This window comes from Acinetobacter portensis, assembly GCF_010646905.1.
GTDB lineage: Bacteria > Pseudomonadota > Gammaproteobacteria > Pseudomonadales > Moraxellaceae > Acinetobacter > Acinetobacter portensis.
This window is the reverse complement of the sequence record NZ_JAAARQ010000002.1, coordinates 37,841-57,267: the sequence shown is the minus strand read 5'-3', so window position 1 is coordinate 57,267 and position 19,427 is coordinate 37,841. Positions and strand designations below refer to the sequence as shown.

Sequence of the window (19,427 nt, the reverse complement as noted above, 5' to 3'; positions counted from 1 at the left end):
ATGTTGTACTTTAAATAAAAATATTTATACGTGCGTTAAATAATTTAACAGGTTTAAGAGTGCGATTTCAAAAAATGGAGGCGGACTAAATGAAGCATACGTATATAGATGTAGATCATTGTATTCAAGAAGCTTTACAAGGGAATATTGTCCACTTAAACGATAATTTATATTTTTTAAGTGCTGAAACAGCCTTACAGCAAGTCCTTATACCTGAGCATGTTTGCTGTACAGCACCATACTGGATCATTGGATATGAGTTGCCTAAACCGATTCAAAATAAACAGGAATTAGAGTCATTATTTGCATGGCATAACTTTTTTGTTAAATTTGCTAGCAATGCTGATGAATTTAAAGATTTCAATCCTAGAGATGAGTGATTAACCCTTATAGTGTCTCATCCATTCTAGTTTTTAAATTTATTAGTGCGAGCACGTGATAACTTCAGTATCAACTGGATATAAAAGGATTATTTGTGAGTAGAAGTATAAAAAGGCAACTCAGTTTCTTTTTAATCGTACTTTGCGGATTCATTACATATAATTATATTGCTACTCGTCAAGCGGAAAATATGGAATTGAATTCCAACGTTCAAGAGCGTGAGCGAGCATTTATGCTAAAACGAGCTGAATACATAAAAAATCACGGTGCGACCAGTATGCTGAGCAAGAGATTCATCAAGAATTGGCATTCAAAAGTGGGCATGCTTTAATGAATAGTTCGTCTTCGTATCAGAGTGTTGAAAAGCAAGAACTAGAGCAATCTGTAAAGTGAGGTAAATATTATGGTAGAGCGGATTGTTTCTAGAGAGAGCGCAAATAACAGTTGGGTCCGTAGTAAAAAATCAGCAAGATGAAATTCAGAGGGTCTTAAGGAAGTCCTCAACTGAGATTTCCTGTTCTACATAGAAAACACCATTTTGGTCTGCTTTCATTTTTTTAATAGAATTACCTTGGAGTTTGTTGATCTCGAGCAGATCTTTAAGTATTTGATCTGCAATTTTATTCTTCCAATCATTTTCTGGATCTAAAGAAATCGACATGAGTTTCTCCTAGTTCGGATGTGGTATAAATTTCATTATCAGTATCACAGAAAATTTGAAATAAATTGATGTGGTGGAAAAAGTGGCCAAATATAGGTATGAACATTTAAATGTGGATAATGAGCTTTATTTATAGGCAAGCTTTTGTAGTTCATCTCTATGTTGATGAATTATACGTTTTAAATGATGTGATACAATACGTTGCGTCGCTTGGTTGTTTTCAAATACCATAGGTATAACCTCAATAATTGGGCGTGATCTTTGTTCAATATTTTTAAAATTGATTAGTCTTCTCATTTTTCCATAAAATTTTAATGGTGTTATGTAATTTTATACTAATTAGAACCATGAGCTAAAGTTTAAAAGTCCTAATTGTACTATTGAGTATCAAAAAACCATGTGACATCACTTATTTTAGGTTTTGAAGGGACTGATGCTTCATCATTAATATTGCAGACAATTTTAAAATCGAGTTATCTGACGCTTTAAAAAGGTTTCAGAAAAATATATCTATTTAAACTTCGATAATCAAATTTTCTCTAAACCCATTTTTACCTTGTTCTGGCAGATAACCCAAAGGATTGATCACTAATCTACATCCGTCGACTACAGTATCCACTGATGTATGCGTATGTCCTGCAATCCATAACCTAAAGCCTTTTATATCTAGGTCATTAATAAAATAGGGATTGAGGGCTGATGCAACAGGATGCGTACCCCAATATGGATCAAGACAAGCTAAATGAGGCGGGAAGTGCGTAATGACAATCACATTATCTTGATCCTTAAATTGCATAATATTTTGATGATATTTTTTAAATAGTTCAATGTAGTCATTAGCAGTTATTGTTCGATGATCACTGCCAATCATGATTTGATCAAAATCATAAATCGATTGTTCAGCATCTTCTTTAAATTTTTGCAGATCGTTAGATGTTTTACGAGTTGAGTTGGAACGAAAGTTCGTAAACAATGTACCGCCAACAAATATTTTATCCTGTATCTTGATATGGTTGTCATCAAACAGAGCATTTTGAGGATAGTTTTCTTTTAAGAAATCCACGACTAAATCGTAGTTTGAGCAGTAATAATCATGATTACCCAAAACAAAGATAAATTTTTTATCCATCGTTTTACATTTTTCGGCAAACTCAATTGCACCACTTAAGCGATTAGAAAAATCGCCAGCGTGAATAATGACGTCAGCTTCATCTGATAATGAATATTTCGAATTGTGAGTATCCGATAAAATTTGCAGTTTCAATACACTTCCTTAATTAAACCGAATTACTAAATTTATAGAGTTTCGTAGCTAATTACTTTATACATCAACTAAATATTGTAGAAATTACACATATTAATCTGTATGGATAAGCTTTTAAAAATATTAGTTAATTATTTTTAAAGTCGATCGATTGTTTTTTGATCATTTAATTTGACCAATTGATTTTATGTACATAAGATAAAGATGTTGCAGCAAAATCTGTAATCAGGCGTAGGAAACCTGCATTTTCATAGGTAAGGAGCTATTTGTTATAAAAAGCTAATAGCTTCTTATAGGCTTTATTTTGCCCAAAATTATGGTGGGCTAAATAGGTGGCTTTACAGCCGGCCATCCCTATGAATGGTTTTCCTAAACTTATTTAGCTCGCCACCATTTCGCCGTAGGAAAGTGAAATGAATGGCCAAATAATCATAGGTGCAAAATGAGCCACACTACTATAAATACATCTTGAAGGTCTCCTCGGTCTACTGCGTATTTTCATGCAGTAGATCATTTCAACTTCACATCAAATTTATCTAACAAAATACGTGACTGGGAGATCTGTCATGGGAACAACTACGATTTTAAAAAATGTATTAGACCGCAAACCAATGGTCGCTTTTCCAACTCAATATGCTCTTAAACCTAGGCATTTTGAGGTAAAAATAAAAGATTTAGAAAATAGTCAAATTATTGAACAGCTGTATAAAGCAGATAATCAACGTTCTACAGAGTACTGGCGTCTGGAAGAAATTGTTGAGTTTATGCAGGAATGTATGTCCAATCCTAATACTTGGCTCACAGTGCTATATTGGATGGATGAAAATGGGAATATTTATGTAATTGATGGTGGGCATAGAGTTTCACTTCTCGTTGCATGGATTAAACGTTATTTTGCTGATGAGCAAGTTATTAGTGCCCCAAACTTTAATGATCAGCAAAAAGCTGATTTACGATATATTCGGGATAGAATAAAAGAATGCTCTGACTTTCAAAAAATAATGACTGATCCTAGTTTGATTAAAATAAAAGAAAATATCGAGAAGCTCAGTATTCGATTTATGCATGTAGTGGGTTCACCTGAAGATGCAAGAAAAGCATTTGAGTCCATTAATTCTAAATCAAAGCGTTTAGATCGTTGGGAAGAGGCCCATTTAAAAAATAGGGGAAGAGATACTTTCTATGCAATTTATGCATGCTGCTATCTGAGTGATAATAGAGCGAATTTAATTGATCTGGGTGAAAATGAAATTAACCGCATCATTGTTTTAGGCGAAAAAATTCATAATTTATTGTTTAGAAATATTTTACTAGATACAGACCTAACTCATGGTAAGCGGATTGGATTGGTCACAGAGCTACTTAATATCATATCTAACGATTCAGATATGGATTCAGATGAATCGGATGGCCAGGCTTTAAGAGTGTACGAAAGATTATCGGAGCTCTATACAATTCTATTTAGAATTGCCAAACCAGAGGGTGATAACCGAAATGTCAGTTTAGGTTTACATCCTCAATTATATTTCTTTAAAGATGGTCGTTTTCAAATCACATCGTTTTTGGCGTGGTTTGCAATTATTGCAGAATTACACAATGAAAATAAACTTCAGTATTTTACGAGTGTACGTAAAAGTGTAGAGACTTTAATTGCTAATTTTCCAATAGCAACTACAGAGACTGTTGGTAAATTTGGCAGTGGAATTAAAGGTTATGATCGACTACAAATCGTCTATAAAGCATTTATCAAAATTAGTTCTAAAGTTGACATTGATTTTGATGATGAATTAAACCTGAATACAATCATCTTGGCTTTGTCTAAATCATTTGATTATTTAAATTTTAATGAACACCTAGAAGCAGGCTTTCATGGGATCAGGGATGAACAGGCGATTAAAGATATTGTTGCCTACGTGCAAAAATTAAAACCAGATGAAAGACCAAAATCACATAAATTTTCATTAACAACCAAGACGATTCTTCGACAAAAATTTAATATTCATAATCAGAATTTTTGTCGTATATGTGACGGTCTTTTACATTCTTCTTCGACAGAAGTTGATCATCGTATTGCGATGTCATTGGGGGGAGAGGGTCATATAGATAATGCAGTTTTATTGCACCCTTACTGTAATCGTTTAAAATCGGATCGAACTGAGGAAGAAGCACGAGCAGCCTTGTTTGGTGCTTAGATTTTACTATAAAAGCACATCAAATTATGGTGTGCTTTTTTTATGAAAAAAATACATCAATAGCCTACGTTAATTTTTAAGTTGTTTAAATAATATAGTCGATTCTGATATGGTAATAGAATCAAATTTTTATTATTTTAAACGTATGAAAAAAATAGATTATTACAATCAGTTTGCGGATGAGTTTGCTCTAGCCACGTTGTATGTGGATATGGAAAGTATATACCAACCATTTTTAGCTGAGTTGCCCAATTCTGCATGGATTTTGGATTTAGGTTGTGGCTCAGGGCGTGACACTTTGGCTTTTAAAAATAAAGGTTATCAAGTAGGTGCCATAGACTATTCTGAAGTATTAGTCGAACGAGCGACTCAACTTACTGGTATCGCTGTTCAGCAGCAAAGTTTTTATGAGCTTGATATGCACGATGTTTATGATGGGGTATGGGCATGTGCCTCTTTACTACATTGTGCTCGTAATAGACTCCCTAATGTTTTAAAACGTATTCATGCTGCATTACGCCGTGGCGGTGTGTGCTATATGTCTTTTAAATATGGAACAGCAGATAGAGAAAAAGGCGGTAGGGCGTTTACTGACTTAAATGAAGAGCAGGCTCAGGAATTGTTAGACCAGTTGAATGGGGTTAGGGTATTAAAACAGTGGATTACAGTAGATCAGCGACCTGATCGACAAGAAAAATGGCTGAATGTACTTTGGAAAAAACATGCCTGACTTTATTCCTACTGCACAAGAACAACTTAAATTTCTAAAAAATATTCAGCTGATTTTACAGTCGGGTAGTTTTAGTAGCACCTATAAATTTGCATTGCTGATTAGCCTAAGCCGATTAGCTATTGAAAAAGGTGAAGATTCAGGTGAGAGTCTATCACTCGAATATACGGATATCGCTGAGAAGTTTATCGAGCTGTATTGGAAGCAAGCGGTACCCTATACCTTTAATGATGAAGGGCAGCTGATTTTAAATCAGAACAATGGTAAACAAGCTGCCATTGTGAATCGCATTATACAGCTTCGGCAAAGCTACTCTTCTTTGGGGTTATTAAGACGAGATTCATTGGTGTGGTTGAAGCTAGTTAAAGATGTCGCTCGCACTGTAAAAGACATGCCAGTCCGCTACTTGCAAAATATCAATGGTCAAAATTTTGAGTTTTTATATCAGCTTGATCGGTGTGGAAAGCAGCTCATCCTTTTGCCTCAAGTCATGTTTTGCTTACGACAGTTCAGTGAAATCATCGAAGAGCTTTGCCAGAAACGTTGGATTGACTATATCCGTAAGAACAGCAGCAATGCACCTATTTTGAATCAGTTGCCGAATCTTGAACAATTCATGTTTGAGCCGAGTCGGAACCAATTAAATGCTGTGGCTAATGTGTTGGTCGAGCTACAGGACTGTAAATGCTTCTACTGCAATAAACCGATGCGCAATGGCAATTACGCCGTTGATCATTTCATTCCATGGTCTATGTATCCCTCAGATACAGGTCATAACTTCGTGTTGGCAGATTCAAGCTGTAATTCTAAGAAGAGTAATTTACTCGCTTCAAGTGATTTTTTGCATAAGTGGCAAGAACGTAATGAAGAACAGGATTTGATCATTGTGGATCGAATATCCGTACTTGGTTTTTTAACAGATAAAGAGCGGTCACATAAAGTGGCAGACTGGGCGTATGCTCAGGGAAAAGAAAATAATTATTTAATGTGGATGGGCTAAGTTTATAGGGGGTAGGCATGGTGCGATATCAGTACGCAAAAAATGAACATGGGGAAATCGTCAAAGCTGTTGATTTAGTTGGTATCGAGGATAAAGCTAAATATATTTGCATTGGCTGTGATAATCCATTAATTGCTAAAGTAAATGGGAAAATCAACAAGCCCCATTTTGCCCACAAAACCGTACTAGAGTGTAATGGGGAAACTTATTTACACCGTTTGGGTAAACGTGCTTTTTTTGAAACTTATCAAAGATGTTTAACTGAAAACAAACCATTTTATATTACGTTCCACGTGCCCAAGAAATGCCAAAAATTTAAAAGAACCATTCGAAAATATTGTGATCTTGGTTATACAGAGAAATGCTTTGATCTCACAAATTATTTTTCACAAATACAAGTTGAGAAGAGGCATGACCAGTTTATTCCAGACCTATTGTTAACCCGTCAAAATAATGCCGAAGATTGTATTTATATTGAAATTGCTGTGACTCATTTTTTGAGTGAGAAAAAAGAAAGCTCAGGCAAACGAATTATTGAAATACCATTAGATTGCGAAGAGGAAGTCGAAAAAATATATAGGGCAGATTTAAAGCCAAGCGATGCTCTCTTTTTGGGATTCAATCAAGAAAGTGCTCCAATAGTTGATGCTGATTGTAAATGTATGCACAAACGGTATTTTTTATTTCTTGTTTGGGATTCGGGTAAGGCTTGGTTAGGTTTGGAATACTTGTCAGATATTAAAGCTAAATTAGCCAAGTTCCAGAATAAAATTGAATATAGCAATATTATTGAAACCGATTTGGAGTTTGAAAACTCAAATGTACTGATGGGATATGCTCATGGGGATATGTTCATTTCACAGTTAAAACTTGCAGTTGAAAAGAAAGTACCAGTAAAAAGCTGTTTTTTGTGTAAATACAGTGGTGATAATTATAACTATTCCGAAGGACTTCCTATTTATTGCAAAGCCAAAAAGAAAGCATCTAATTCGAATCAGGCTGCAGAATGTGATTGGTATCGTCTTGCTTAAAAACGGATTGAAAATGATGGAATAGTGACGTGTGTTTGGTTTTTGATCTAATTTGCTTTATTTCCGGCAAAATCAAAAAAATACTTTCTCCATAATGGTATTTATCCACTCATTATCGAGTTGGTTAAACATGAAATAAGGAGATAAAAATGAGTAAAGCAGGTTGGCCAAGTACAACAGGAAATCCTTCAGGCGGTGGTCGTGATAATAATCCACCACGTAAGTAAGGAGTAAAACAGATGCATTTAAGATTACAGGTTTCAGGTCCAAAAGGCATCGGGCTTTTTTCTCCTGAAACAATTGATGAATTGGAATTAGTGTTAGGGCACAAAGCCATTGTATTAAAGGAGCCTCGAGCACAATTGGGGCTCGGTGGTATTGTGAATGTCTTTAAGACAGCACAGTCTTTGAATGTGCATTTAGATGTTGGCGATAAAGAGGATTCTTGGGATTTTCTTTTAATACCTTATAAGCCTTTTGATAAATCAATTTTGAAAATTTATAAGAATGATGCGCTTTGGAAAATCAGACGTAGTTATGAAACTTTCCCAAGATGGTCACAAATTGATTATGAAGAAGCTGTGGAGTTCTTTAATGAGATTTCACAAGTCGCTGCTTGGCCTAGCACCACCGGGAATCCTTCAGGTGGTGGTCGTGATAATAATTCACCAGGTAAGTGAGAGATCATATGAAAATTAAATTATTGGTCTCTGAAGCAAATGGTAAATATTTGTACGAACCTAAAACTGTTGCTGAACTTGAGCATATCTTAGGTGCACCAGTTGTGCTTTTAAAAAAGCCTATCTACGCATTAGGGCTTGGCTGTGTGATTAATGTGTTTAGAACAGTTCAAGCTTTAAACATTAGGCTTGAGGTTGGTACAGCAAAGGATGATTGGGGCTTTATCATTCGTCCTGAGAATAACTTTAATCCAAGTACGAATATTGTTTACGAAGAAAATGCTTGGCGGCAAATCAGAAATTCACATACGGACTATCCTTTGTGGTCGCAGATTGATTATGAAGATGTAGTAGCTTTCTTTAAGGAAATTCGTTTCGGAGGAGGTTGGCCAAGTAAAACAGGCAACCCCTCTGGCTCAGGTCGCTACAACAATGTTTAAGTGATCTTAGCGATCTCATTAAATTGGCTAGGCCACTGAAAAGTGGCCTTTTTGCCATTAGGTACATAGAACATTTGCCATAAATCCATAAACTCACGGGTAGAGCTGAGTCCTTGTAAAACTTCAGGAGAATTTGTTTTATGACCTTCGTAGACAAGGAATTGGAAGTAATAGATAAGCCATAGAGCATTCATTTCATTGAAGACAACGAAATCATCATCCTTGATGGTTCGTGAAAGTAGAAAACGAGAATTAGACTCTGTGATTTTTTCATATAGATCATCAAACATCAGTTTAACTCGATCAAATGGAGTCGTGAAAAACTGGTCTATATCGGTTAAGTAGCAAAAGCGATCTTCAGCTCTCATTTTTTTTAGTAATTGACGCATCGTTTTAAGACGTGGGTGATCTTCATTGTCGTAGTTATTACTGTCATTATCAAGTAATTCCGTATTTAGATATTTGTCAAATGAGCTGATACTAGGGAGTTTCTCTAATGGTTTTTTATTTGCGTGTGAGGCTAGTGAGTAGATGATGAAATCGGAAAAGCTACTTGATGGGCCATAAGATTTATTTTTCTTAAATCGAAATTTAAACAACTGATTAAAGCACAGTAGATCCATTTTACTGTCTAAGATCAGGATTGTATCAAGGTGAATTAAGAGCAGCATAATGAGATGAGTGGGTTGATTCATTTTCTCAAGGGATAGATATACATGGTTATGTCCTGTGGTGACAATGCTTTGAATAAATTCATGCAACTCAGTGATGCTTGCTTCTGAAAAACCGGTCAACTCAGCTTGATCGAATAGCGCAACATGCTTATTCCAATTTTGATACATCTCATTTTGCAAAGGGTAGAGCGATAGACATTTCAAAATATAAGCAAATGTTATCTGGATATTTTCAGCTTGATCAACTACTTGGCTGGAATTGCTATCCAATACATCAAGCCCTAATACTTCAGACAGCATACTCTTTAATTCGATAGGTGAAAGTTCTTCTTCAATCTGACTCGATTTTTTAACCACTTGTTCTAAATTATTACCAAGTTTTCGATCAAATTTTGTCAATATTAAAAAATTAAAATGTGTTAAATCCACGAGATATCCTTTATTTTCTAGAAATTTTATGCGACATAATTTGGCGTATAAGCCTAAAGAATCCACTATATAGTCTGCCGAATTACTTGAAAATAGTGTTAAATACAGGCATTAAAATTTAATACTTTATTTGGGTTCTTATGGATCATTCAGTACATAACAAATTGGTTTCATTTATCTGGTCGATTGCTGATGACTGTCTTCGAGATGTCTATGTACGTGGTAAATATCGTGATGTCATTTTACCAATGGTTGTATTACGCCGTTTGGATACCTTGTTAGAACCGACTAAAGATGCAGTACTCGAAGAAGTACGCTATCAACAAGTCGAAATGGAACTCACCGAGTTTGATGATGAACCACTGAAAGAAGCATCAGGCTATGTGTTCTATAACACTTCTAAATGGACACTGCGCTCACTGTACACAGCGGCATCGAATAACCCTGAAATTTTATTTGCAAACTTTGAAGAATATTTAGAAGGTTTTAGCGCCAACGTTAAAGAAATTATTCAATGCTTTAACCTGTATGCTCAAATCCGTCACATGTCACATAAAAATGTGCTGTTAGACGTTGTTGAAAAATTCTTGTCACGGTATATCAACTTAACACCACAAGATGCAGTCGACCCAGACGGCTACCGTTTACCTGCACTGACGAACTTGGGCATGGGTTATGTCTTTGAAGAATTGATTCGTAAGTTTAATGAAGATAACAATGAAGAGGCAGGTGAGCACTTTACCCCACGTGAAGTGATTGAGTTAATGACGCATTTTGTCTTTGACACAATCCAAGACAAATTACCGTTAACCATCACTGTATACGATCCAGCCTGTGGTTCGGGCGGGATGCTGACTGAAGCACAAAACTTTATTGAAGAGCGTTACGCCGTAGAAAATGGCAATCGTGACGTGATTCTGTATGGTAAAGAGATCAATGATGAGACTTATGCTATTTGTAAGTCAGACATGATGATTAAAGGAAATAACCCTGAAAACATTCGTGTTGGTTCAACATTAACTACAGATGAATTTGTCGGCACCAAATTTGACTTCATGCTCTCAAACCCACCGTATGGAAAGAGCTGGGCATCAGAGCAGAAGTACATCAAAGATGGTTCAGATGTGGTAGATCCACGTTTCATCGTGAAACTAAAAGACTATTGGGGCAATGAAGAAAGCTGTGATGCTACACCACGTTCAAGCGATGGTCAGCTTTTATTCCTCATGGAAATGGTCAATAAGATGAAATCGCCTGAGCATAACGGCATTGGTGGTCGTATTGCTTCTGTTCATAATGGTTCAAGCTTATTTACAGGTGATGCAGGTGGCGGTGAAAGTAATATTCGTCGTTATATCATCGAAAATGACTTACTGAATGCGATTGTGCAGTTGCCAAACAACTTGTTCTATAACACGGGTATTACGACCTACATTTGGTTGTTGTCGAATAACAAACCACAACAGCGCAAAGGCAAAGTACAACTGATTGATGCAAGTTTAATGTTCCGAAAATTGCGTAAAAACTTGGGTAATAAAAACTGTGAGTTTGCCCCAGAACATATTGCTGAAATTATGCAGACTTATCTTGCAGGTCAAGATGTAGAACGTCAGCTTGATGCGCAAAATGATCCTATCGGTATTGCAAGTAAGGTCTTTGATAACCAAGATTTTGGTTATTACAAGGTCAATATTGAGCGTCCAGACCGCCGTAGCGCGCAATTTAGTGCAGAGCGTTTGCAAGGTTTACGTTTTGATAAGTCGTTGTCTGAGCCAATGGAATATATGTATAGCACTTATGGCGATGACATCTATACCGAAGCGAAGCTTGATGCGGTGAAAAAAGAAGTATTAGCATGGTGCGAAGATCAAGAGATTACGCTGTAAGTCCCAAATAGAAATGTCCGGTTTCTCCAAAGTAGAAATGTCCGCTTTTAGAATACTCAACTAGAGATTTTCTTAGCGGACGATTTAATATGTTGGTGTCTATGTCGGATAAAGAACTTAAACGATTGTCAGTCTTACAAGAAGTCTGTGATCGACGCATAACGCAATCTAAAGCTTCAGAGCTTTTACAACTCTCAGAACGCCAGATCCGGCGCTTAATTCAAGCCTATAAAGCTCACGGTCCCGCAGCATTGGCTCATGCCGGTCGTGGTCAATCGAGTAATTCTAAGCGATCAGAAGAACTAAGATTACACTGCCTGACTATCATTGCAGAACAACTCTATGGTTTCGGGCCGACCCTAGCACATGAAAAGCTTAGCACTGTACATGGGTTGGATATTTCAGTGGAAACGCTACGTTGCTGGATGATTGCAGCTGGCTTATGGATTCCACGCTCCAAACGCATGAAACGCCCATATCAACCCCGCTATAACCGTGATTGCTTGGGTGAACTCATTCAAATCGATGGCTCATATCATGACTGGTTTGAAGGAAGAGCCGCTAAATGCTGTTTACTGGTTTATATTGATGATGCGACCAGTAAATTACAGCACTTACGTTTCTGTGAAACAGAATCAACCTTTGATTATATGCTTTCGACACGCTGCTATATCGAACAACATGGCAAGCCTTTGGCTTTTTATAGTGATAAACATTCAGTATTTAGAGTGAATCAGAGCAGTAAACAAGAAACTAAAATAACGCAGTTTGGACGTGTGCTGAGTAGATTGAATATTGATATTATCTTTGCCAACTCCCCACAGGCCAAGGGTCGTGTAGAACGCGCCAATAGAACCCTTCAGGATCGTCTGATTAAAGAGATGCGCCTAGAAGGTATCAATAGCATTGCAGAGGCGAACGCCTGGTTGCCCTGCTTTATTGAGCAATTTAATCGTAAGTTTGCCAAAGTGGCATCGAATCCCAAAGACCTACATCGCTGCAGCACTGAAACCCCTCAGGAATTAGATAGTATTTTTACTTGGCGGGAACCACGTAAAGTCAGTAAAAGCCTCACCATTACCTACGATAAGTGCATTTATATTTTAGAAAATATTGAACAAAACCATACTTTGATGGGTAAATATATTGAGTTCTTAGAATATCCAGATGGTACGGTTGGCATTGAGTATCAAGCAAGAAAGATCAATTACAGCATCTTTGATAAATTAAGTCAGCTGAATCAGCGAGAAGTAGTTGAGAACAAGCGTTTAGGGTCTGTCTTAGCGCATATTCAACAACAGCATGAGGAATTAGAACAACAAAACAAACGTAATCGCTCTCAAAAAATGCCAAGCAGACGTGCACAGAAAACAGTAATTCAACAACGAAATATAAATCCTGCGCTTGACTTAGAAATGTCCTTATAGGACATTTCTATTTGGTTATTAGGTAGGACATTTCTACTTTGGAATAACATACGCTGAACAATAAAGCCCAAGCCAAACTGTTTGATGTGAAGCATTGGAATGCTTTAAAAACAGCATTGGACAGTGCTTTAAGCATCATGCAACAGGTCGGTACAGATGAATTCTCAGACTTTAACCTGTTTAAGAAGAAAGTCGATGAAGCCATCAAAGCTTTAAAGATGAAGCTATCAAATTCTGAAAAGAACAACATTTTAAATGCGGTGAGTTGGTATGACGAAAGCGCAGAAAAAGTGGTGAAAAAAGTCGTGAAGCTGAATGACGCTGAGCTTGCTGATTTACTTGAACACCTGGGTTGTACAGAAGCTGATTTAGCCGACTTTGGCTATTATGCAACAGTGAAAAAAGGCGAGTTTACGACTTATGAAAGCAATAGTGACTTACGTGATAGTGAATCTGTACCGTTAAAACAGCAGATTCATCAGTATTTTTTAGATGAAGTAAAACCGCATGTGGCTGAAGCGTGGATTAATCTTGATTCTGTGAAGATTGGTTATGAGATTAGCTTTAACAAGTATTTCTACCAGCATAAGCCATTGCGTTCATTAGAAGAAGTGGCTCAGGATATTTTAAGTCTTGAGAAGCAAGCCGATGGTTTGATTGCACAGATTTTGGGTCTTTAAGGGGAAGCATGATGTTTGAAAAATATGATGCTTATAAAGATTCGGGTGTGGAGTGGATTGGGAAAATCCCTACAGATTGGTTTAATGAAAGATTAGGAACGATCTTAGAGCCAATTTCAATTAAGGGTAATGCTGATAAAGACTTACTCTCGATTACTCGTGAGAAAGGGGTAATCCTAAGAGATGTCGAAGATGATTCCGAAAATCATAACTTCATTCCTGACGATTTAAGTAATTACAAACTGATTGAAAAAGGTCAGTTTGGTATGAATAAAATGAAAGCATGGCAAGGTTCATATGGTGTATCACCATATACAGGTATTGTCAGTCCTGCTTACTATATTTTTAAATTTATTAAGCCAATTTATCCTGATTTTTTCCATTGGGCGATAAGAAGTAAGACTTATATTTCTTTTTTTGGAAGTGCATCTGATGGTGTTCGAATTGGGCAATGGGATTTATCAAAAGATAGAATGAAGAATATTCCATTTGTGTTTCCTAATATTGATTCACAAAAGAAGATTGTTGAATTTATCCAAGATAAAGCGGGAAAAATCGACCAAGCGATTGCGATTAAAGAACAACAAATTGCTTTACTCAATGAACGTAAGCAAATTGTCATTCAAAAAGCGGTGACTCAAGGTTTAAATTCAAATGTACCGATGAAAGATTCGGGTGTGGAATGGATTGGTCAAATTCCTGAGCATTGGGAAACATATTTTAATCGACGTTTGTTTCGTGAAAATTCACGTCCAGTGAAAGGTGATGAGCTACCACTATCCTTGTCTCAAAAAGACGGTGTTATTCCTTCTGGAGAGATGAAAGAGAGGTCTTTAAGTCCTTCCCATCGAAATAACTTTAAGTTGTGCTTTCCAAATGATTTAGTGGTTAATAGATTCAAAGGACATTTGGGTGTATTTTTTCAATCTAATTATACGGGAATTGTGACATTTCACTATGGTGTATTTGAGCCTGCCAAAAACGTTTATACAAAGTATTTTGAATTGCTGTATCACACTGAGCAATACAAAACCTTGTATGCGGGTGCATCGAATGGAATGAGCATAGGCTTACAAAATTTATCTAACTTAAATTTTTATCGTATTAAATCTATTGTGCCTCCATTAGAAGAACAGAAGTTAATTTGTGAGTATGCTGATAAAGTTGAAAACGAGCATAATAATCTGATTCAGAAGTTAGAGTCACAGATAGAGAAATTGAAAGAATATAAAACCACACTTATTAATGATGCTGTCACAGGCAAAATTAAAGTGGCATAAATAATTAAACCTAGCGAACTACGGTTGGCTAGGTTTTTTAATATTTCGGGGGGAATATGAGCTTATATACAGTAGACACAGCCAATAAAAAACTAAAACCATTAAATGGTACAAAATTGAGCGAACAACAGCTGACAGAGCGTTACGACTTACAAGAATGGTTGGTGAGCCACCCTGAAGCATTGGGCGAAGAACTGCTGATCATCCAAAAAGAATTTGATGGCTTTGATGGCACAGGCGAACGCTTAGACCTGTTGGCCTTAGACACCAAAGGACAATTAGTACTGATTGAAAACAAACGTGATGACAGTGGACGTGACGCCGTGTGGCAGGCACTTAAGTATGCATCTTATGTAGCGCCGTTTACGGCAGAAGATATTATTAACGTTTATGCGAATTACCTGAGTAAGTATCGACCCATTGATCCTGATTTGGATGCCGATGCGTATGAGCCTGAACATGTTCATCACACAGCACGTGTATTGATTGAAAAATTCTTAGGCGAAAACTCTGATATAGATTGGATGAGTAAGCTGAATCCCAAAGCCACGCAACGCATCATTCTCGTTGCAGGTGAATTTAGAAAAGAAGTCACCAATACTGCGCTTTGGTTAATTGAGCGCGAGATTGATGTTAAATGTGTAAAGGTTTCGCCATATATATTGAATAGTCAGTTATTGGTCGATATTCAGCAAATTATTCCTGTACCAGAAGCATCAGAATATATGGTGCGTTTAAGCCGTAAAGATGCGGAAATCAAAGTCATTAAAGAAAGAGAAAGTTCACTTGGACAATTGAGAATAGCCTATTGGACACAGTTGTTAGAGGATTTTCAAAATCGGAACTTTGACCTTTTCCGCAATGTAAATCCAGTTGGTGCAGGATGGCGTAGTGCAGGTGCAACAATTGCACAGTGTAACTACAACTTGATTTTCGCCCAAAAAGAACTCCGTGTAGAACTTGAGTTTGCAACAAGCAATATCGAAAACAATAAAAAGCTCTTTGATTTCTTCTATGCACGTAAAACAGAAATTGAGCTAAGTTGTGGTCTACAGTTGGATTGGCGTAGATCGGAAGATCAAAAATTATCAAAGATTGTAGTTGCTAACGCCGTAGAGGGTTATAACAAAACTCACTGGCCTGAGTACATCCAATGGCATTTTGAAAACGTGCAAAAGTTTGAACAGGCATTTAAGCCATATATGAATGAAGCGTATCAAGTGATTAAGTAAGAAAACATAGATCTAAAAATTTAAAATTGAGGGTAGGTTGTGTCAGAATCACAAGCGTTGATTAAAGTAGCAGTGTGCAATGTGGCACAGTTGCTGAGCAGTAAACGAATTAAAACAGAAGATCAAAGATATATTCAGGGGCAATTAAGCATTCCTGAGTATCAGCGCCCCTATGTATGGGGTGAAAAGCAAATTGATAAACTGATTGAAGATTTAAAGGATCATCAAGAACAATTTACTAACAGTCCTTATTATCTGGGGAGTGTGATCTTACATGCACAAGATGAATGTTTGAATATTATTGATGGGCAGCAGCGCTTAACAACACTTGCTTTACTTGGCTATCTAAATAGCGAGCTTGATGATGTATCACTCACTTATCAAGCAAGTCTGAGTATTCAGCACATTAAGCAAAATTTACAGTACCTTGAAAAAGTACGGAGTAAATGGGAAGACTATATAAACTTTGAAAATATTGTTGTATCACTCGTAGTAACTGAGTCAGAAGATGATGCTTATAAATTCTTTGAAACTCAGAATACAGGTGGTGTAAGGCTCACGGGGCCGGATATTATTAAAGCGCATCATCTGCGTGCTATTCCTGAACCTTATCGAAATCACTATGCGAAAGAATGGGAAGATTTAGGTGAATTACAAGGCATAGTCATGACGCTGTTAAGAGGGCGTTATTGGAATAGTTTGAAAGGACGAGCAGTTCCTTTTTATCAAGAAAAACAAAAAATTCGAGATGAAGTTGTTGATGAGTTTGCCAACAGAACCTTAAAACATCAAGACGATGTTGCTTATGGCCTTATGCGTGTTACGTATACACCTATGGCGAAACAAGCAAAGCAAGATTTACAAAATGGTTACCAGCTTAGACAGCCGTTAAATGAAGGTATTAATAGTATTTCCTATATGGAATACTTTCAAAATTTATACAGTAAATATTATAAAGATTTAAAAGTCAGCTATTTACCAGAGTATGCTAAATTTATTGATTGGTTAAAAGAGCTAGAAGGCTGTCGTTTTTTAGAAGAACTTTTCGTCACTGGGTTGATGTTATACCTCAGTCAATTTGGTGAATATAAGCTTGATGCCTTCGCTAAGAAATTGTTTAGGGTGGCCTATTCAAAACGTGTCAGTAATAAAAAAGCAGTAAGGGCAGATTCTATTCCAGAGTTTTTAAGAGAACATAAAGTCTTAGATCACATCGCTTATGGATTTACAGCAGAACAGGTCTTTGAAAGTTTGGATTGCTTTGATTTAAAAGTAGATGAAGATGGACTCAATGAAAACACGGTCAAGCGACATTTTGTTGAGGAAACCAATAAATACTTCGAATTAGGAATACGCTCAGCCCAATATGCAGAAAGATTTGCAGATCAGTTGAGTCAAAAGATACGGAAATTAGGGGAATAAGAATGAATCACGCAGTAAATACAGAGCTTTTATGCTTAAAGCACGTTGTAGATGCGAGTTATCAATTCGTTATCCCTAGCTATCAACGTCCGTATGTATGGAGTTCAATTCATATCGAAGATTTACTCAATGATATTGAGGAAGCATTCAAAAATGATGAACCTCACTATTTTATTGGTACAACATTGTCATCCAAAAAAGATCTTTCAACTTATGAATTAATTGATGGGCAACAACGTACAACAACATTGATGTTATTTGCCTTGGCTTGCCATGATTACAAAGATTCAGTTTTAAAAGGGCATCCGATACTCAAAGTCTCAACTTACGCTAAAAAGCCAAGATTGCATTTTGAGATTAGGGAAAGAATTGAATCCTATTTAGGTTTTCAAGCAGGGCTTGATGGATTTGGTCAGCCATCGCAAGATCAATTGGCTGAAGACGCTTATTTAAAACATATACATGCAGGTCTTGAGTACATAAAACAAAGACTTCACAAAATAAGTCAAAGTGAGTTGGATCTTAGGGAATTTATAGACTACATTTTTGAAAATGTAAGATGGATTAATAACATTATCCCGGAAAAGACTGATTTGAATAAACTGTTCTCGAGTATGAATACTTCGGGAATACAGTTAGAGCCAGTGGATATTCTGAAATCCAAAATTTTTAAAAAAATTACGAAGAATAAGAAGCTTTATGAGGCAATTTGGGATGCTTGTCAAAATATGAATACATATTTTGAACGGGTGTTACGTAAAAAGATTGAAGCTTCATCATGGAATAAATTGAGTTATGAGGATCTTGAGCACTATGATGCAGAAAGCATGGTGTTTGAGGTTGAATCTGAAGGTTCTAAAAAGTCATTTTTGAAAGGTTTATCTATTCAAGAGATAGATAGTAAACGTAATATTTCAAATTATGAAAATGATAGTGAAAAAGAAACAGAACATGAAGATCAGATAGAAGCAGATATTCCGGAGGAAAGTAAAAATCATTGTCGATCTTTTATTAGCTTCGAGTTGTTATTAATTCATGCATTGCGTATCTACAAAGTGTTAAACGATGAGAATGATATTGAAGAGCGTCTGATTTCTTCAAATTTACAAAAGATTTTTAAAGACTTTGTAATTCAAGCCAGTGAGAAAGAGATAAAAGATTTTTTAGATGTATTATGGCAAGTGCGATATCAATTTGATACGTGGTGTGTGAAGTGGCTAGAGAATGAAGATAGTGGTGGTGAGGAATTACGTTTAACTTCGATAAATCGACAGAAAAAGAAAGAAGCTAAAAAAGCATATTTTAATAGGACAAAGAAAGAACATTCTGCTTTAGAGCTTTTACAAAGTGTGCGAATTTTTACTGGTGAACGTAGTGCTCAGTATTGGTTAACGCCATTTTTAATTGGTTTAATAAATGCTGATTCTTCTTTAGACCAAGATGATGTCGTTGAGTGGTTAGAGAAAATTGATAATGATTTATCATTAGCAGCAGATGGAGTGACTCAAAAAGAAGCTAGTTATCAACTTTGTATTGAGGATGAAATAGGAACAAAAGACTGGCAAGAAATCCAAGATTACCTAGAAAGTCAAAAAGGGACTTCTTTTGAACATTATTGGTTCCAAAAATTAGAATATGTTTTATGGAAAAACTATGGTCGTCGTACAGAGAAGAAATTTAAAAATTATCGTATTACTGCAAAAAACTCAGTAGAGCATGTGCATCCACAAAAAGAGAGATTTGGGGCTGTATTGCAGGAGTCATATTTGCATGCTTTTGGTAATTTGGTTTTACTCAGTCCAGGGCAAAACTCAGAATATAGTAATAAGCCTGTGACGGTTAAATTGGCAGAGTTTGAGAGAAAGCCATCATATGATTCGTTAAAGCTTAAATATTTGTTTGATACTTTTAAGAAGTCAGAAAGTAAAAATTTAGATAAGCCAGTTGTTAAGATGCATCAGGATCGGATGATTGAACTGCTAAAAATGCATTATTGTGGGGTTGAGGGTAATAAATAA

The 19,427-nt window shown here is 36.2% G+C and carries 17 protein-coding genes; 14 read left to right on the top strand and 3 right to left on the bottom strand.

Going from position 1 to position 19,427, the window contains the following annotated elements; all coding sequences use genetic code 11:
• The first annotated feature begins 89 nt into the window (after positions 1-89).
• A complete protein-coding gene (locus GTK57_RS00240; RefSeq protein ID WP_125275018.1) occupies positions 90-380 on the top strand; it encodes a hypothetical protein in 291 nt (96 codons plus the stop codon).
• A 479-nt stretch (positions 381-859) separates the two neighbouring features.
• Here GTK57_RS00240 and GTK57_RS00235 read toward each other — a convergent pair whose 3' ends face one another.
• Both GTK57_RS00235 and GTK57_RS00230 read right to left on the bottom strand, forming a co-directional pair.
• Positions 860-1,042 (bottom strand): hypothetical protein, encoded by a 183-nt coding sequence (locus tag GTK57_RS00235; RefSeq protein WP_163120790.1) that lies wholly within the window; start codon positions 1,040-1,042, stop codon positions 860-862.
• A gap of 514 nt (positions 1,043-1,556) precedes the next feature.
• Positions 1,557-2,306, bottom strand: a complete 750-nt coding sequence (locus tag GTK57_RS00230) for a metallophosphoesterase family protein (protein ID WP_125275063.1) — start codon at positions 2,304-2,306, stop codon at positions 1,557-1,559.
• Between the two features lie 566 nt (positions 2,307-2,872).
• Here GTK57_RS00230 and GTK57_RS00225 point away from each other — a divergent pair.
• The 6 genes from GTK57_RS00225 to GTK57_RS00200 all read left to right on the top strand — a co-directional run bounded on the left by GTK57_RS00225 (position 2,873) and on the right by GTK57_RS00200 (position 8,379).
• Complete coding sequence (locus tag GTK57_RS00225) at positions 2,873-4,498, top strand: HNH endonuclease (protein ID WP_125275062.1); 1,626 nt, start codon at positions 2,873-2,875, stop codon at positions 4,496-4,498.
• 145 nt (positions 4,499-4,643) lie between these two features.
• Entirely contained in the window at positions 4,644-5,228 is a 585-nt protein-coding gene (locus tag GTK57_RS00220) for a class I SAM-dependent DNA methyltransferase (protein ID WP_125275064.1), read from the top strand.
• Positions 5,221-6,228: an HNH endonuclease domain-containing protein gene (locus GTK57_RS00215; protein WP_163120789.1), complete on the top strand. Its 1,008-nt coding sequence runs from the start codon at positions 5,221-5,223 to the stop codon at positions 6,226-6,228. Before GTK57_RS00220 ends, GTK57_RS00215 begins: the two co-directional genes overlap by 8 nt.
• A 17-nt stretch (positions 6,229-6,245) precedes the next feature.
• Positions 6,246-7,259, top strand: a complete 1,014-nt coding sequence (locus GTK57_RS00210) for a competence protein CoiA family protein (protein WP_163120788.1) — start codon at positions 6,246-6,248, stop codon at positions 7,257-7,259.
• Positions 7,260-7,498: 239 nt separating this feature from the next.
• Positions 7,499-7,939 (top strand): hypothetical protein, encoded by a 441-nt coding sequence (locus GTK57_RS00205; RefSeq protein WP_163120787.1) that lies wholly within the window; start codon positions 7,499-7,501, stop codon positions 7,937-7,939.
• A gap of 8 nt (positions 7,940-7,947) precedes the next feature.
• Positions 7,948-8,379, top strand: a complete 432-nt coding sequence (locus tag GTK57_RS00200) for a hypothetical protein (protein WP_163120786.1) — start codon at positions 7,948-7,950, stop codon at positions 8,377-8,379.
• Here the strand turns inward: GTK57_RS00200 and GTK57_RS00195 are convergent.
• Positions 8,376-9,482 carry a hypothetical protein gene (locus GTK57_RS00195; RefSeq protein WP_163120785.1) on the bottom strand — a complete coding sequence of 369 codons (1,107 nt, stop codon included), beginning with the start codon at positions 9,480-9,482 and terminating at the stop codon, positions 8,376-8,378. The genes GTK57_RS00200 and GTK57_RS00195 overlap by 4 nt on opposite strands.
• 140 nt (positions 9,483-9,622) lie before the next feature.
• On the opposite strand from GTK57_RS00195, the gene GTK57_RS00190 reads away from it, so the two are divergent.
• The 7 genes from GTK57_RS00190 to GTK57_RS00160 all read left to right on the top strand — a co-directional run bounded on the left by GTK57_RS00190 (position 9,623) and on the right by GTK57_RS00160 (position 19,427).
• On the top strand, positions 9,623-11,368 hold the full coding sequence (locus tag GTK57_RS00190) for a type I restriction-modification system subunit M (RefSeq protein ID WP_199287340.1): 1,746 nt from the start codon (positions 9,623-9,625) through the stop codon (positions 11,366-11,368).
• A 101-nt stretch (positions 11,369-11,469) separates the two neighbouring features.
• Positions 11,470-12,795 (top strand): ISNCY family transposase, encoded by a 1,326-nt coding sequence (locus GTK57_RS00185; protein WP_171522146.1) that lies wholly within the window; start codon positions 11,470-11,472, stop codon positions 12,793-12,795.
• Positions 12,796-12,881: 86 nt separating this feature from the next.
• Positions 12,882-13,475 (top strand): hypothetical protein, encoded by a 594-nt coding sequence (locus GTK57_RS00180; protein WP_228720271.1) that lies wholly within the window; start codon positions 12,882-12,884, stop codon positions 13,473-13,475.
• A gap of 11 nt (positions 13,476-13,486) precedes the next feature.
• A complete protein-coding gene (locus GTK57_RS00175) occupies positions 13,487-14,755 on the top strand; it encodes a restriction endonuclease subunit S (RefSeq protein ID WP_199287339.1) in 1,269 nt (422 codons plus the stop codon).
• Positions 14,756-14,811: 56 nt separating this feature from the next.
• Entirely contained in the window at positions 14,812-15,987 is a 1,176-nt protein-coding gene (locus tag GTK57_RS00170) for a DUF4268 domain-containing protein (RefSeq protein ID WP_163120782.1), read from the top strand.
• Positions 15,988-16,026: 39 nt separating this feature from the next.
• Entirely contained in the window at positions 16,027-17,409 is a 1,383-nt protein-coding gene (locus GTK57_RS00165; RefSeq protein ID WP_163120781.1) for a DUF262 domain-containing protein, read from the top strand.
• A 2-nt stretch (positions 17,410-17,411) separates the two neighbouring features.
• Positions 17,412-19,427, top strand: a complete 2,016-nt coding sequence (locus GTK57_RS00160) for a DUF262 domain-containing protein (RefSeq protein ID WP_163120780.1) — start codon at positions 17,412-17,414, stop codon at positions 19,425-19,427.